Consider the following 17,514-nt stretch of genomic DNA (forward strand, 5'->3'; position numbering starts at 1 on the left):
AGCGGAAACCACGGGCGCTTCGCGCCCCGAGCCGATGTTTCTGGTTGCGCGTCGTGGGCATTTCGTGCAGCATGCCCGCTCAATATTCGCAGGGTTGAAAATGACAAGGCATGAGATCGAGGCATGGTTGAGCGGGCGGGTCGAGGCTGCACGAGGGCTCCCCCCGGGGACGGTCGACGTCCGCGAGACGTTCATTCATTACGGCCTTGATTCGCTCTCGACGACGCGCATGCTCCAGGAGCTCTCGGCGGCGCTCGGGCGCCCGCTCGCACCGACGCTCGCGTGGGAACATCCGACCATCGAGGCGCTGGTGCGCTACCTGTTCGAAGGCGAACAGGCTGCATCTGCGTCGCCCGAGCGAATCTCACGCGGCGACGACGAGCCTATCGCGATCGTCGGAATGGCCTGCCGCTTCCCCGGCGCCCCCGACGTCGCCGCTTTCTGGAGCTTGCTCTGCGAAGGCCGCCACGCGGTCACCGAAGCGCCTCGCGAGCGGTGGGCCCAAAGCGAGGGCGCGCCCCCGGCGACCCGCCTCGGCGCATTTCTGCAGGCCATCGACGGCTTCGACCCGCTCTTCTTCGGCATCTCTCCGCGCGAAGCGAGATCCATCGATCCCCAGCAGCGCCTCGTCCTCGAGCTCTGCTGGGAGGCGCTCGAGGACGCCGGCCTGAGACCGGAGGTCTTGCGGGGCACGCGCACGAGCGTGTTTGCCGCGGCCATCTGGGCCGATTACGCCATCCTGCACGACCGGCTCGGCGTCGAGCATTTCGACCAATATACGGTCACAGGATGGCATCATAGCATCATCGCCAATCGCGTCTCGTACCTCTTCGGCCTGAACGGGCCGAGCTTCACGCTCGACGCGGCGTGCTCCTCGGGGCTCGTCACCGTCCACCTCGCTTGTGAGAGCCTGCGCCGGGGCGAGTCGACCCTGGCATTGTGCCCAGCCGTCAATCTGAACGTGCTGCGCGACAGCGCGATCGGGGTCGCGCGCTTCGGCGCGCTGTCCGAGGATGGCCGCTGCCGCACGTTCGATGCGGGCGCGAATGGCTACGTCCGCGGCGAGGGCGGCGGCGTCGTCGTCCTCAAGCGGCTCACCGACGCGATCCGCGATGCGAACCCCGTCTACGCCGTCATCCGAGGCAGTGCCGTCAACAACGACGGTGCCAGCAATGGGATGACGGCGCCGAACCCCGCGGCCCAGCGGGCGCTCTTGCAGGAGGCATATCGCGCAGCGGGCGTCGATCCTCGAGACGTGCAATACATCGAGGCCCACGGCACAGGCACGCCGCTCGGCGATCCGATCGAGGCCAAGGCGCTGGGTGCGATCCTGGGCGCGGGTCGAGACCCCTCCCGCCCGCTGCTCGTGGGCTCCGCCAAAACGAACATAGGGCACCTCGAAGGTGCTGCGGGCGTCGTCGGGCTGATCAAGGCGACCCTCGCGCTCCAGAACCGAAGAATCCCGCCGAGCCTCCATTTCTCGACGCCGAACCCATTGATCCCGTTCGACGAGCTCGGGCTCGAGGTCCCCACGTCCCTCCGCCCCTTCCCCACTCCGGAGCGCCGCCTGCTCGCAGGCGTGAGCTCGTTCGGATTGGGAGGGACGAATGCGCACGCGGTCATCGAAGAGTGGCCGCAGCCGCTCGACGCCCAGCCGGCCGTGGAGGCCGAGGCCGCGCAGGTCGACGCGTCGAAGGGTGTCGTGTTCGTTTTTCCGGGCCAAGGATCTCAATGGCACGGCATGGCGCGTTGGCTCCTTCAGGCCGAGCCCGTCTTTCGCGCCACGCTCGACCGTTGTGACGTGTTCGTGAAGCGATTCGCGGGGTTTTCACTCATCGACGAGCTGCTCACGAGGCGCGAAGATTCGAGGCTCGACTGCATCGACGTGAGTCTGCCGGCGATCATCGCGTTCGACATCGGAGTCGCCGCATTGTGGCGCTCGCTCGGCGTCGAGCCCGCCGCGGTCGTGGGTCATAGTACAGGCGAAATCGCCGCCGCGCACGTCGCGGGCGCGCTCGATCTCGAGGACGCGATGCGCATCATCTGCGCGTACGGCCGGCTCATCGCGCGCTTCTCCGGTCAGGGCGCCATGGCGCTCGTCGAGCTCGGCTGGGACGCCGCGGCGCGGGCGCTCGAGGGGGTCGACGGGCGAGTTTTCACTGCCATCGAGGACAGCGCGGAGACGACGGTCCTGGCCGGCGAGCCTGCGGCCCTCGACGCCGCTTTGAAGAAGCTCGAAGCCGCGGGCGTGGTTTGTCGCCGCGTCAGCATGAACGTCGCCCCGCATTGCCCGCTGGTCGACGGCGTGCGCGACGAGCTCGGCGAGGCGCTCCGCGGAGTTCGCCCACGCTCCTCGAAGATTCCGTTGATCTCGGAGGTGACGGGCGCCGAGACGAGAGGTGAATCGCTCGACCCGGCGCACTGGGTGCGCAATTTCGGCGATCCCGCGCGGTTCTCCAGGGCGATCGACGCGTTGATCGACGAGGGACATCGGGTCTTCGTCGACGTCGGACCTCACCCCATCACGAAGCTCTCGGTGACGAAGAACCTCCGGCGCGTCGGCGCTGCGGGCCTCGTATTGCCCTCCGTGATCCGGGGTGAAGAGAGAAAGACGCTCGCCGATACCCTCGCGGTGCTCCGCCCCCTCGTCGGCGGCGCGAAGGCTGCACCCGCCCCGCAGGCGCACCTCTTGCCGCTCTCGGCAAAGAGCCACGCGGCCCTGCGCTCGCTCGCAGAGGGATATCGAGCGCGGCTGGCGACCCAGACCGAAGATCCCTCGGATCTTCGGTCGATCGCCTACACGGCGAGCGTTCATCGGAGCCATCATCCGCATCGGCTCGCCGTCGTAGGCGCCTCGAAGGGCGAGATCGCCTCGGCCCTCGAGGCGTTTGGCCGCGGCGAACCGTCCGCATCGATCGCGCAAGGCGTAGTCGCGGCGTCGACGCCCAAGGTGGTTTTCGTCTTCCCCGGACAGGGCTCGCAATGGCTCGGGATGGGGCGGCAGCTGTTCGCCCGAGAGCCCACGTTTCGCGAGGCGATCGCGGCTTGCGACGCAGCGATCCAGAAGGAGGCTGGGTTCTCGGTATGCGCCGAGCTCGATGCCGAAGAGCCGAGCTCGAGGCTCGCGGAGATCGACGTCGTGCAGCCCGTGCTTTTCGCGATCGAAGTCGGGCTGGCCGCGTTGTGGCGCTCGTGGGGCGTCCAGCCGTCGGCGGTCGTGGGACACAGCATGGGGGAGGTCGCGGCGGCGTACGTGGCCGGGGCGCTCTCGCTCGAGGACGCGGCTTCCGTGATCTGCCGCCGAAGCCGGCTCCTCCGACGCGTGAGCGGCCGGGGCGCGATGGCCCTCGTCGATTTGCCGAAGGCCGAGGCGGAGCGCGCCCTCGCAGGGTACGAGGACCGATTGAGCGTCGCGACGAGCAACGGCCCGCGGTCGACGGTGATCGCCGGTGATCCGGCGGCGCTCGACGAGGTGCTCGCCGCGCTCGCCGCAAAGGAGATCTTTTGCCGCAGGGTGAAGGTCGATGTCGCGTCGCATAGCCCCCAGATGGACTCCCTGCTGCCGGATCTTGCGCGGGCTCTCGCGGGGCTCTCGCCCGCGAAATCGGCGGTGCCCATGTGCTCGACCGTGACGGGGGAGTGGATCTCGGGCGGCGAGCTCAGCGCCCAGTATTGGTCCAACAACCTACGCAAGCCGGTGCTCTTCGCCCAGGTGACGCAGCGGATCGCGGCCGAGGGGTTCACGGTCTTCCTCGAGCTGAGCCCTCACGCGATCCTGCTGCCTTCGATCGAGGAGAATATCCGCGAGACAGGCGCGGAGGGCGCGGCCCTCGGATCGCTCCGGCGGCAAGCCGACGAACGCGCGAGCTTGCTCGAGTCACTCGGCAAGCTCTACGTGCTCGGTCATCCCCTCAGTTTCGAGCACCTCCATCCCGAGGGAGGGCGCTTGGCGAAGTTGCCCGCATACCCGTGGCAGAGGGAGCGTCATTGGCTCGAGGCGGCCGCCCCCTACGTCTCCGCGTCGCGCCGGATTCGCGCCGGGAACGTCGAGCACCCCCTCCTCGGCTCGAGGTTCGTGAGCTCGAAGCACGCCGACGAGCACCTCTGGGAGCAGACGCAGAGCGTGCGGTCGACGCCTTGGCTCCGCGACCACGTCGTCCAGGGCGAGATCGTGTTTCCCGGCGCCGGCTTCGTGGAAATGGCGCTCGCGGCGGGCACGAAGCTGCTCGGCGACTCGGCACTCGTCCTCTCGGGCATCTCGTTCGAGCGGATGCTCTCGCTCGACGAGGGCGGCGAGCGGGTCTCGCAGGTCGTCTTGACGAACGAGGGCGAGGGGGCCTTCGCGCTGGAGATCGCGAGCCAGGGCGAAGACGGACAAACATGGACGACCCACGCGAGGGGTCACGTCAGCCTCGCGGATGCGGGCGGGCCAGCCGCGCGAGCCGTCGAGAAGCCGGCGGCGCTGAAGGGACGCCTCGAGGAGATGGCCGCGGCGGATCATTACGAGAAAATGCGCGCGCGAGAGCTCGCGTATGGTCCGGCCTTCCAGGGTTTGACGGGGTTATGGGCCGGCGGGGGGACGGCGCTCGGCCAGGTGCATTTGCCTGCGACAGTGGACGATGCCGGGTACATGCTCGCGCCTCCGCTGCTCGACGCCTGCTTTCAAATCGCGATGACGCTGGTCTCATTGGAGGCCCCCACGGCGACGATGGCGCCTGTCGGGCTCGATCGCCTCGTCGCTCGGCCGGGGCTTCGCCGAGGTGCTTGGGTCGTGGCCGAGCGCTGCGAGCCACGCGAAGGCGAGGCGGAGGTGCAGGCGTTCGACCTTCGAATCGTGGATGACGAGGGGCGGGTGTTTTGTGAGGTCGAGCGGCTTCAGTTGCGACAACTCCCCTCACTCGCGGGCGCGAAGGATCCGCTCGACGGGTGCGTGCACGAGGTCGTCTGGCGCCGCGTCGAGCCATTGAAGGAGGTGAAGTGGCCGAGCGGAGGCGCGTGGCTGATCGTCATGGATCGTGGCGGCGCGGGCGCCGCTTTGCGGGCGCAACTCACCACGCAGGGGCAACGGTGCGTGTGCGTTTACGCTGGCGCGTCGTACGAGCGTCTCGAGCCGGATCACTACCGGATCGATCTCCGCAGACCGGAGGATTATCGACAGGTACTCGACGAGGCATTCGGGCAGGAAGGGCGCTGCGTAGGCGCGGCCCACCTCCTGGCTCTGGACGCCGCGCCGCTCGAACGGGCCGCGGGGGAGAGCCTCGTGGAGGGCACCGTGAGCGCGACGTTCCTCGCGCAGGCCCTCGTGCGTCATGGGTTCCGAGACACGCCTCGCCTCTTCCTGGTCACGCGAGGGGCGCAGGCCGTGCATTCGGGCGATCCCGTCTCGGTCCTCCAGGCGCCGCTCTGGGGGCTCGGAAAGACCACCGCCCTGGAGCACCCCACGTTGCGATGCGCGAGGCTCGATCTCGATCCGAGCGAGCCCGCAGGCGAGGCAGAACGCGTCGCGCGTGAGCTTGCTTCGAGGAGCCACGAGGATCAGATCGCCCTCCGGGGCGCCGATCGTCATGCGGCCCGGCTGGTTCGCGGCTCGTTCGCGCGTGAGGGCGACGAGGCTCGCGCGATCGAGCTCCGCGCGGACCGTACGTACTTGATCACCGGCGGCCTCGGCGGTCTCGGGCTCTCGCTCGCGCGGTGGATGGTGGACAAGGGGGCGCGCCACCTCGCGCTGGTTGGGCGTCGCAGCCCCGGCGAGGAGGCGACGCGCGCCATCGCGGCGATGCGTGAGGTGGGCGCCGAGATCCTCGTCGCCTCGGTGGACGTGTCGCGGCGCGAGGAGGTCGATGCGCTCCTCGCGCGCCTCGCGGAGAGTATGCCCGCGCTCGCGGGCGTCGCGCACACCGCCGCCGTCCTCGACGACCATACGCTGCTCGAGCTGACCGAGGAGAGCTTCCGCAACGTCTTCGCCCCCAAGGCCCTCGGCGCTTTGAACCTGCACGCGGCGCTCGGGGACCGGGACCTCGATTTTTTCCTGCTGTATTCATCGGTCGCGGCGCTCGTCGGCTCGCCGGGGCAGGGCAATTATACCGCGGCGAATGCGCTGCTCGATGCGCTCGCGGAGGAGCGCCAGCGCCGGGGCCTTCGCACGACGAGCATCCAGTGGGGCGGGTTCGCCGACGTAGGCCTCGCGGCGGCCGAGGCGAACCGCGGCAAGCGGCTCGCGCACCGGGGGATCGGCAGCTTCACCGTCGACGAAGGGTTGCTCGCGCTCGAACGGGTTTTGTGTGCGTCGCGCGTCGCGGTGGGCGTGGTCCGCTTCGACGTCCGGCAATGGGTGGAGTTCCACCCGAGCGCCGCGGGCCTGCCCTTCTTCGCGGAGATTACGAAGCACGCGGGAGGCCGCCGCGCGAGGGGGACGGAGAGCGCGCGGCGTTTGCTCGAGGCCGCGCCTGCGAACGAGCGGCCGGCGCTGCTGGAGAAGCATGTCTTGGAGCAGGTCGCGCTGGTGCTGCATCTCGACCCGGCGCGGATCGACCGGAGCACGGCGCTGACGAGCCTCGGCATGGATTCCTTGATGACCCTGGAGCTGCGCAATCGGCTCGAGTCGAGCCTCGGCGTGCGGCTTTCTGCGACGGTCACGTTCACCTACCCCAACGTGGCCGCGCTCGCCCGGTACCTGCTGCCGATAGTGGAGCCGGCGCCCGTCGCCGAGCCGAGCCCGCAAGAGCAGGCCGCTGCGATTCAGAAAAATCGTCCCGTCGCGCCCGCGGTCATCGTGCAGGACGCCGAGCCGTTCGAGCCGATCGCGGTGATCGGCATCGGTTGCCGGTTCCCCGGCGGGGGCGATGGTCCGGATGCGTTCTTCGAAGCCCTGCTCGGGGGCGTCGACGGGGTGGCGCGTATCCCGCGCGAGCGATGGCCTTCCGAGGCGATCCCCCGCGACCGGCCCGAGCTCCAATGGGCGGGCTTGATCGGCGCGGTCGACGGCTTCGACGCCGCGTTCTTCGGGATCTCGCCCCGCGAGGCGATGTGCCTCGATCCGCAGCAGAGGCTGCTGCTCGAGGTGACGTGGGAGGCGCTCGAGCACGGCGGTCAGAACGTCGAGGCGCTCCTCGGCAGCAAGACCGGCGTCTTCGTCGGCATGTACAGCGCGGATTACGCGCATATCGTCCGCGAGGGGACGGAGCTCGACATGTACGCCGCGATGGGGACCGTGTTCAGCACGGCCGCGGGACGGATCTCGTACGCGTTCGGTTTCGAGGGGCCGAGCGTCGTGGTGGATACCGCGTGCTCGTCGTCGCTCGTATCCGTGCACCTCGCTTGCCAGAGCCTTCGTCAAAGGGAGAGCGATCTCGCCGTGGCGGGGGGCGTCGGGCTCATCCTCGATCCGACGTTCATGACCCTGGTGGGCGAGACGCAGGCGCTCGCACCGGACGGGAGGTGCAAGACGTTCGACGCCCGCGCGAACGGCTTCGTGCGCGCCGAGGGCGCGGGGACTGTCTTGCTCAAGCGGCTCTCGGACGCAAAGCGGGACGGCGATCGAATTCTCGCGGTGATCCGCGGCTCGGCGGTGAACCAGGATGGCCGCTCGACGGGCCTCACGGCGCCGAACGTGCTCTCGCAACAGGCGCTCTTGCGGACGGCGCTCGAGAGCGCGCGCGTCTCGGCGGAGGACATCGGGTACGTCGAGACGCACGGGACGGGAACGTCGCTCGGGGATCCCATCGAATTCGAGGCGCTACGGGCGGTGCTCGGCGTGCCCCGCCGGGACGGCTCGCTCTGCATGCTCGGGGCTTTGAAGACGAACGTTGGCCACATGGAGGCGGCGGCGGGGATCGGCGGTTTGATCAAAGCAATCCTCTGCCTCGGACGTGGGGTTGTCCCGAAGAACCTGAACTTCGAGACGCTCAACCCGCGGATGTCGCTGGACGGGACGCCGTTCGTCATTCCGACCGAAAACACCCCTTGGCAGCGTCGAGTCGAGCCGCGGCGCGCGGGCGTCAGCGCGTTCGGGATCAGCGGGACGAACGCGCACATCGTCGTGGAAGAAGCGCCCGCCGAGCCCGCGAGAGAGGTGCCCGCCCGATCGAGTTACCTCCTGCCGCTCTCGGCGAAGAGCCAGCCCGCGCTGCGGGCGCTCGCGACGGCGTACCGTGACTGGTTGAAGGACGAAGCGCGCAGCGGGCAGATATCGTTGAGCGACATCGCATACGCCACGAGTGTACGTCGCACGCATCACGAGCATCGCGCCGCTGTGGTGGGGGCATCGAAGGGGGAGATCGTCGCGGCGCTCGACGCGTTTGCCCACGGGGAGACGCCGCCGGGGCTCGTGGCGGGCCGAGCGCCCGCCGCGGCGCCGAAGATCGTGTTCGTCTTCTCGGGACAGGGTTCGCAATGGCCGGGCATGGGCAGGCGGTTGCTCGCCGAGGAGCCCGTGTTTCGAGAGGCGATTACGGCGTGCGATGCGGCACTGTCATCACATACGGGCTTCTCGGTCCTCGAGGAGATCGGCAAGGACGAGGCGAACACGCGGCTTGCGGAGACGATCGTCGCGCAGCCCGCGCTTTTTGCGATCGAGGTGGCGCTCGCCGCACTCTTGCGCTCCTGGGGTGTGGAGCCGGATCTGCTGATCGGACACAGCGTCGGTGAGATCGCGGCGGCGCACGTGGCCGGGGCGCTCACGCTCGACAAAGCGACGCGACTCGTCTCCCTGCGGGCGAGGGTCATGCAAAAGGCTACGGGGTGCGGCCGGATGATCACGGCGGCGCTCGGGGAGGCGGCGGCGCTGGCGCGCGTCGCGCGGCTTGGTGATCGCGTGGGGATCGCGGCGATCAACGACCCCGAGCAGGTCGTGCTTTCGGGCGAGACGGAGGCCATCGAGGCGCTCTCGGCCGAGCTCGTGGCGGAAGGGATCGAGGTGCGGCAGCTCCGCGTGGATTACGCGTTCCACAGCCCGCAGATGGAGCCGCTCCGCGACGAGCTCGTGGCGGCGCTCGGGGGATGGACGTCGGAACCCGGGACCCTCCGGATGATCAGCAGCGTGACGGGGGAAGAAATCTCGGGCGAGTCGCTCGACGCCACGTATTGGGGAGCGAATGTCCGGCGGGCCGTGCGGCTCTCGCAGGCCATCACGCGCGCCGCGCGCTCGGGGCGGGCGCTGTTCGTCGAGATCGGGCCGCACGCCGTCCTGAGCATGAACATCGATCGGACGCTCGGGCCGCAGAACGATGGCAGCCGCGCGATCCCGACGCTGCGCCGCAACCGAGACGAGCGCGCGTGCCTGCTCGCTGCGCTCGGCAGCCTCTACGTGCAGGGCGCTCCCACGGATTGGAAAAAATTCCATCCGGAGGGAGGGCGCGTTCTGCCGCTGCCTACGTACCCGTGGCGGCGGCAGCGCTTCTGGGTCGAGACGAAGGATCGGCGGGCAACGTCTCCGCGCGGGGCTTCGCGGGGTCTCGCCGCGTCTCGACATGCCCTCTTGGGGGCGCGGCTCCATAGCTCGAAGGATATCGGCGACCATTTCTGGGAACGGGCGCTCGGCCTCGGGTCGCTCCCGTACCTCCGCGACCACAAGGTTCAATCCGAGGTCGTTTTCCCCGGCGCCGGCTTCATCGAGATGGCGCTCGAAGCTGGCGAGGAGCGGCTCGCAGCGGAGGCACTCGTCATCGAGGGGGTCGTCTTCGAACGGATGCTCACGCTCTCGGAGGACGTCGAGACGATCGTTCAGGTGGTCGTGACCGACGAAGCGGAGGGACGCTCGGCGTTTCACATCTCGAGCCGAAACGCGCCGGACGCAGCTTGGACCCGCCACGCGAGCGGGCGGATCCGAGCCGTGTCCGGCGAGCGCGCCGAGCGAGCATCGGTGCGGCCGGAGGCCCTCAAGCAACCGCGCGGCGAGGCGCTCGCCACGGCGGACCATTACGAGCGCATGCGGGCGCGACAGATCGAGTATGGCTCGGCGTTCCAGGGGGTCGCTTCGTTATGGTTCGCCCCAGGCGAGGCGCTCGGCAAGGTCCGGCTGCCGGAGGGGGTGGACCCGAGCGGGTATCTGCTTCACCCCGCGCTGCTGGACGCTTGCTTCCAGGTCGTCGCGGGGCTCGTCGCGGCTGCGTCGCCCGACGGCTCGCCTTATGTGCCGGTCGAGATCGGGCGGGTCGCCGTCTGGGCTCGGCCTTCCCAGGACGTGTGGGTCCTCGCGACCGAGCGCACGGACGTGCCCCGCGTCGAGGGCTCGCTCGTCTTCGATCTCGCGCTCGTGGACGACGAGGGCAGGCGTCTCGTTGAAATCGAGGGGTTCTGCGTGAAGCGGCTCCTCGCCACCGCGGAGGATCCGCTCGCTCGCGTGGTGCACGAGGTCGCGTGGCGGCGCGTCGAGCCCTTGCCAGCCATGCATTGGGCCGAGCCGAGCGCATGGCTCGTCTTCATGGATCGAAGCGGCGTGGGCGAATCGCTCTGCGCTCTCCTAGCGGCACAGGGACAGCGATGCGTGCGGGTCTTCGAGGGGGCATCGTATGCGCGCCTCGAGGAAGATCGTCATACGCTCGATTACTCGAAGCTCGACGAGTATCGCAGGCTCTTGCGCGACGCCTTCGGCGAAGGTGGGACTTGCCGTGGGGTGCTGCACCTCGCGAGCCTCGACGCCGCGCCTTTCGAGGCGACGACAGTCGAGACCCTCGCGGTGGATCTCGAGCGCGGGAGCGTGAGCGCGACGTACTTGGCGCAAGCGCTGCTCGGGCATGGTTTCCAAGCATTGCCGCGACTCTTCTTGCTCACGCGCGGGGCGCAGGCGGTGGCGCCTGGGGAGTCGGTCTCGGTCTCCCAGGCTCCGCTCCTCGGGCTCGCGAGGACGATCGCCGTCGAGCACCCCGAGCTCCGGTGCGCGCGGCTCGACCTCGCCGCTGACGCTTTCGACGAGGAAATCGAGCTCATCGCACGGCATCTCGTTCACGAGGACGGCGAGGATCAAATCGCGTTGCGGCGGGATGGCCGGTACGTGGCGCGACTCGTACAGGGTTCGTTTGGGCTGGAGCAAGGCGCTCGGCCCGAGCCCCGGCTCGAGCCCGCGGACGCCAGGCCCTTCCATCTTGCGATTCGGCGCGTCGGTGTGCTCGGCGAGCTCACGCTGGAGGAGATGCGGCCTCTCGAGCCTGGCCCGCTCGACGTGGTGATCGAGGTCGAGGTGGCGGGCCTCAATTTCCGGGACGTGCTTCTGGCGCTCGGCGTCGTGCCCGACGACGCGGATGGGGCGGAGCCGGGCAGGCCGCGGCTCGGTTACGAATGTGCCGGGCGGGTCGTCGCGGTCGGCGAGGCGGTCACCGAGTTCGCCGTGGGAGACGAGGTCCTCGCCATTGCCACACGCTCGTTTGGTACGTACGCGAAGACGTCGAGCGGGCTATGCGCTCGCAAGCCACCGTGGCTGCGCTGGGAAGAGGCAGCGACGATGCCGATCGCATTCATGACGGCATATTACGCGCTCCACGATCTGGGCCGGCTCGCCCCAGGCGAGCGGGTGCTCATCCACGCGGGCGCGGGCGGGGTCGGGCTCGCGGCGATTCAATACGCGAAATACATCGGCGCCGAGATCTTCGCGACGGCGGGCAGCGAAGCCAAGCGGGAGTATTTGCGCTCGCTCGGGGTCGTGCACGTCCTCGATTCGCGCTCGCTCGGCTTCGCCGAGAAGATCCGGAGCATCACGAAAGGCGAGGGCGTCGACGTCGTTCTGAACTCGCTTTCGGGGGAGTTCATCCCGGCGAGCATTTCGCTCCTACGCGATCATGGCCGATTCATCGAAATCGGATTGCGCGACGCGTACGACGACAAGCAGCTTGGCCTGCGGCCGTTCTTGCGCAACCTCTCGCTTTCGCTCCTCGACCTGCGCGGCGTCCTGCGGAAGTGGCCCGAGCGGGCGCGCGTGATTCTGCGGGATATCGTCGGCCTCGTCGAGAAGAAGGTCTTCGCGCCGCTGCCGACGATCGTCTTTCCGGCGTCACGCGCGGCGGACGCGTTTCATGACCTGGCGCAGGCGAAGCACATCGGCAGGCTCGCGATCGCGATGAAGGACTCCTCCGTGCGAATCGAGCCTCTGCACACGGCCGAGGCCGTCGCGCTGCGCCCGGATCGAAGTTACTTGATCACGGGAGGCCTCACCGGGCTCGGGCTCTCGCTCGCGAGCTGGCTCGTCGAGCGGGGCGCGCGACACGTGGCCTTGGTGGGACGGCGAACGCCGAACGCAGAGGCGGAGCGGGCGATCGCGGCGATGCGCGAAGCCGGCGCGGACGTCTTCGTCGCATCGGTGGACGTGTCGCGGCGCGAGGAGCTGGCAGCGCTCTTTTCGACGCTCGACGTAGCGATGCCCAAGCTCGCCGGGGTGGTGCATGCGGCGGCTGTCCTCGACGATCACACGCTGCTGGATCTGTCCGGCGATAGCTTCCGCGCCGTCTTCGCGCCGAAAGCGCTCGGCGCGTGGAACCTGCACGAGCTCACCCGAGAGCGTGGGCTCGACTTCTTCCTCCTGTATTCGTCGGTCGCTTCGCTCCTCGGCTCGCCTGGACAAGGCAACTACACGGCCGCGAACGCGATGCTCGATGCGCTCGCGCGCGAGCGGTCGCGCCGGGGGCTTCGTTCGATCAGCGTTCAATGGGGCCCGTTCGGCGGCGTGGGCCTCGCGGCCCAGGGCGACAACCGGGGCAAGCGTCTCGAGTCTCGCGGCATTGGGATCTTCTCCGCGACCGAAGGGCTCTCGGCATTGCAGAGGCTCTTCGAGCGCCCGCGCGCGGAGGTGGGCGTGGTCCGCTTGGACGCGCGGCGGTGGAGCGAGTTCTACTCGAGCGCGGGTCGCTCCGGCTTCTTCGCCGAACTCCTCGCGGAAGGCGCGAGGGTCGCGGCCGCCGAGGATGCTCGGTCGTCGGAGCTGCTCGCCGCGCTCGCGGGCGCCGAGGACGCTGCGCGCTTCGCGATGATGGAGGACTTCCTGGCGCGCGAGATGGGCTACCTGCTTCGGCTCGACGTCTCGCAGATCGAGCGAGGCGCGTCGTTCCATCGGCTCGGGGTCGACTCGCTGATGAGGCTCGAGCTGCGCAATCGTATTCGGATGGGCCTCGGCTTCGAGCCTTCGATCGTAGCCTTGAGCAAATATGACGAGCTCGGCGCGCTGGCGGCTCATTTGCTCCAGGAGTTGTCGATCAAGCACCTCGTCAAGGACGTGCAGGCCGCACCCGAGAAGAGCGACGAGGAGATGGAAATCTTGACGATTTGAGGAGGCTCAGCGACGGGTGCGGGCTTTGAGGCGGGCTTCGGCCCGCTCCTGGGCCTTCTTCTGCGGCGCGGCTTCGGGCTCCGCGCCGGCGAGGGCTGCGGCGAGCGCGCTGATGTTCGGCGACTGGAAGAGCAACGTGATGGGGACCTCGCGGTCGAGGACTGCGCGCAGGCGTTTGGCGATGATGACCATTTGAAGGGACGTCGCCCCGACCTCGAAGAAGTTCTGGTGAACGCGTATCTCGTCGAGGCCGAGGACCTCGCGCACGACCTTCGCCAGGCTCTCCTCGCGGGCGCTCTGTGGCAGCGCACCGGCTTCCGCGTGCGGCTTCGGCGCTTCCAGCTTCAGTGCGAGCAAGGCCTTGCGGTCGACCTTCCCATTGGAGGTGAGCGGCATGGCGTCGAGCTCGACGAACGCGCTCGGGATCATGTATTCAGGCAGCTTCCGCTGGAGGAAGGACCGCATCCGTTCGGGGAAGCTCGACGCTGCGGCTTGCGGGGTCCGCTTCGGGGCCGACTCCATGGAGAGCGCGTCGACGCTGTACTCGGCGGGGTCCGCAACGCCGCCGATCATGCCGTGCACGAAGACCGACGACGCGTCGGCGCCAACCGCCGACCGGAAGCGGTCGAAATCGAAGAAGCCGATCGGACAGAGGCCGAGGCCCGAGAGGTGCGCGCGCTCCATGAGCAGCTGGCCCATGTACCCTGCTTCTAGCAGGCAGAAGTCGCGCGCGAGCGGCCCATAAAGCGGCTCGATCGCGGAGATCTTGCCGATGAAGAGGACCACGAAGGCGGAGTGTTCGAAGATGTCGACGTTGGGCGGCGCGTGCGCGGCGCGGTCCATAACCTCGTCCGAGACCTTCCGGAGCGCGTGGTCGTGCGGATCGTAATAGTAGAATCCTTGCTCGACGCCCTCGACTCGCCTGGCATAAACGTAGGTCTGCACGGGGTAGAGGCTGCCGGCCGAGGGATAGAGGTATTTCGGCAGGACTGCGCCCTCGGGCTCGATGGCCGCCAGTCCACCGAGGAGCCGGCTCAACCCGGCGCGCGAGGCGGGGTTGTCGCGGAACGAGCGGATGCTGCGGCGGCGCGCGTAGACCTCGCGCAGCATCTCGCGTTGTTCTTGCACGTCGAGCGGGACGGAGGGCGCCGTCGCGAGGTCTCTTCGCAGCCCGTGCCGAGCCAGTTTGAAATCGGCCTTGTCGGCGCTGCTCGCGGCCGGGATGGGTGCGGCGGGCGTAGGCGTGGGCGCGGGGCTCTCTTCGGGTTTGCGGACCACGTACGCGCAGAGCCGCCTGTCCACGGCTTTTTCGCCGACCGCGAGCACGATCGCGTCTTTGACGGAGGGGTGCGCCTCGAGGGCCGCCTCGATCTCACCGAGCTCGATTCGATACCCGCGGATTTTCACCTGGAAGTCGGCTCGGCCGAGGATTTCGATGTTGCCATCGGGGAGCCATCGGCCGAGGTCTCCCGACTTGTAGAGTCGCTCGCCGGTCGTCGGATGGGGGAGGAAGCGCTCGCGCGTCTTTTCTTCGTCGCCCCAATACCCTCGGGCGAGGCCCACGCCACCGATGTACATCTCGCCGGGGACCCAATCGGGTCGCTCGCGTAGCCTTGCGTCGAGGATGTGGTACGTCGCGGCGCGCATGGGGCGGCCGTAGGGGATGCTCTTCCATTTAGGGTCGATCTCCCCGATGGGATAGCAAATGTCCCAGACGGTCGTCTCCGTCGGACCGCCGGCGCCGATGACGGTGACGTCGGCAGCCAGGGCGCGCAGCCGATCGGGCAGATCGACGGGGATGAAATCGCCCGAGAAGATCACCCACCGCAGCGACGCGAGGTCGGCGCGGGACGCGTCGGCGTCGCCTTCGGCGTGCTCCACCATCATTTGCATGAAGGTCGGCACCGAGTTCCAGAGCGTCACGCCATGCTCGCGGACGATATCGGCCCAATGCGCAGGTTCGCGTGTCTTGTCGGCGTCGGGCAGGACGATCGAGCCGCCCACCACGGCGAGCACGCAGAACATGTCGAACACCGAGAGGTCGTGGTGCAGCGCGGTGAGCGCGATGGCGCGGTCCGTCGGGCGGAGGCCGAACCGATCGCGGACCTCGGTCATTCGGTTCATCACGGAGCGGTGCTCGATCATCGCGCCCTTGGGTTGCCCTGTGGAGCCCGACGTATAGAGCACGTAGGCGAGGTTCCGTGGTTCTTGTAGCGGAGGAAGCCGCTTCTCCTGGCCGTTTCTCGGCGGCTCGTCGTTCACCACGAGGAGCTCTACGCCTTCGGCCCAGGGTGCGGCATTCTCGAATCGCGCCTGCGTCAGGACGACGCGGGCCTTGGTGTCCCGGATCATCGCGCGCAGCCGTTCCTCCGAGCCCGCTGCGTCGAGCGGCACGTACGCGCCGCCCGCCTTGAGCACGCCGAAGACGGCGACGACCTGCTCCCAGCCTTTCTCCATGACGATCGGCACGAGTTTGTCTGGCCCGACGCCGCGGGCGCGCAGCTCGTGCGCGAGGTGGTTCGCGCGGCGGTCGAGCTCCTCGTAGGTCAATGTCCGGCTCGAGCTGATGACCGCAGGTTTTTGGGGCGTGTCGTCTGCGATCCGTTCGAACGCGACGTGCAGGAGCTCTTCGGGGATCGGGCCTGCGTCGGTCGCATGGACGGCCAGGCGGCGCGCCCGTTGCGCTTCGGGCATGAGATCGAGGGATGCGCTCGACCAGGCCGCGTCATCGTCGGCGAGCCTCCGGAGGAGCCGCGTGTATACCTCGAACATGTCGCGCATGAGGCCTTCGGGGTAGACGCCCACCACGTAGTCCCAGATGACGAGCGCGTTGCCGTCGTGCTCGATGAGCTGGTGGTCGAGGACGAGCTGCGGCGTCTGTGTGACGGAGTAGTTCAGGTCGCCGAGCTTCTTCAGCGCGTGCAGTCCCTCGTGCCGCTGCATGTTCGTGAAGATGATGGGGAAGAGCGCGCCGCGGTGCTCGCCTCGGGCGCGGGCAACCTGACGCTGCACTTCGATGCCGCTCACCTCCCGGTGCTCCATGGCTTCCCATAACGTCTGCTGCACGCGGCGCGCGCGCTCCTCGAACGTCTCGTTCGTCCCGGTATCGATGTCGACGAGGAGCATCGAGGTGAAATCGCCGATGATCGAATTGATGTCCGGGTGCAGCGGTAGGCGATTGAAGAGCGTGACGTTGAGCGTGAAACGCGGGTTCGCGCTGAACTGACCGAGCACCTCGGCGAAGGCGGTCAGATAGACGATGGTCGGCGTGACCTTCGCGGCGCTCGCGCGGTCCTTCAAGGCGTTCCAGTGCGCCGTGTCGAGGGGGGTCTCCAGGTGCTCGAAGCGGGTCTGCTCGAGCTCTGAGGGGTCCTTCGCCATGGGCAGCGCGGGCGCGGGCGGGAGGTCCGCCGCGCGCGCAGTCCAGTATTCGAGGGAGCGCTGGTAGGACGGGAGCTGCTTGCGCGCCTCGAGCCCGAGGACGTAGTCGCGGTATGTGAGGCCGAGCGGGGGCAACGCGGCGCGGGGCGCCTCGTAGAAGTGCAGCCACTCTTTGAAGAGGATCGCGAAGCTCGCCCCGTCGACGTTGATCGCGTCGAAGCTCGTGACGAGACGGGAATTCGAACCGTCCAGGCGGCAGACGACGACGTGGTGCAGGGGTGCTTTGTCCGTGTCGTAGACGCGATGGGACATCACGCTGCGCAGCGCGGCGAGCCGCTCCGATTGCTCGCTCGGCGTGAGGCCGCGGAGGTCGACGACCTCGAAGTTGGGCTCGACCTCGGGATCGACCACCTGCATGAAATCGGGCAGCGTGTGCGCCCTCAGCATGTCGTGCCTCGCGACGACCGTTGCGAGCGCTGCGCGGAGCCTCTCGATGTCGAGGTTCGCGCAATGGTATTCGCTGTACGTGTGGATCCCGGTAGGTACCGAGAAGGCGCCGGTTCGGCCGAGCCAATAAGCTTTCTGGATATCGGTGAGCGGGAATGGGAGGTGCCGCTCCGCCGGGGCGGGTACGATCTGCGCCCGTCCTTGTGCATCCAGCGGGTCCTCTCGCAGCAACGTGAGCAACTCTGCCTTGTTTCGCGCTATTCTCTCTCGGAGTTCCGCGGTGAGCGCGCCTTTGGGCGCTTGGACCTGGAGCTGTTCTCCGCTCGCAGAAATTTTGATCCCTTGTTGTGCAAGATCGGTCAAAAGTCGATGGATGCTCATGTGTCCCCGGAAAATGCGAAAAGAGACACAACGTCTCCTGGCTGTCAAGGGCC

General features: G+C 68.4%; 2 protein-coding genes. One reads left to right on the forward strand and one right to left on the reverse strand.

What is annotated here, in order from left to right; all coding sequences use genetic code 11:
• The first annotated feature begins 127 nt into the window (after positions 1–127).
• Positions 128–13,252: a type I polyketide synthase gene (locus GF068_RS38705; RefSeq protein WP_170319936.1), complete on the forward strand. Its 13,125-nt coding sequence runs from the start codon at positions 128–130 to the stop codon at positions 13,250–13,252.
• Between the two features lie 6 nt (positions 13,253–13,258).
• Here the strand turns inward: GF068_RS38705 and GF068_RS38710 are convergent, their stop codons facing one another.
• Positions 13,259–17,461 carry a non-ribosomal peptide synthetase gene (locus GF068_RS38710; RefSeq protein ID WP_153824585.1) on the reverse strand — a complete coding sequence of 1,401 codons (4,203 nt, stop codon included), beginning with the start codon at positions 17,459–17,461 and terminating at the stop codon, positions 13,259–13,261.
• Positions 17,462–17,514: the final 53 nt, after the last annotated feature.

Source organism: Polyangium spumosum (genome assembly GCF_009649845.1).
Lineage (GTDB): Bacteria > Myxococcota_A > Polyangia > Polyangiales > Polyangiaceae > Polyangium > Polyangium spumosum.

Coding starts and splice junctions, on each gene's coding strand:
- GF068_RS38710 (WP_153824585.1), bottom strand. CDS start 17,461: ATGAGCATCCATCGACTTTTGACCGATCTTGCACAACAAGGGATCAAA.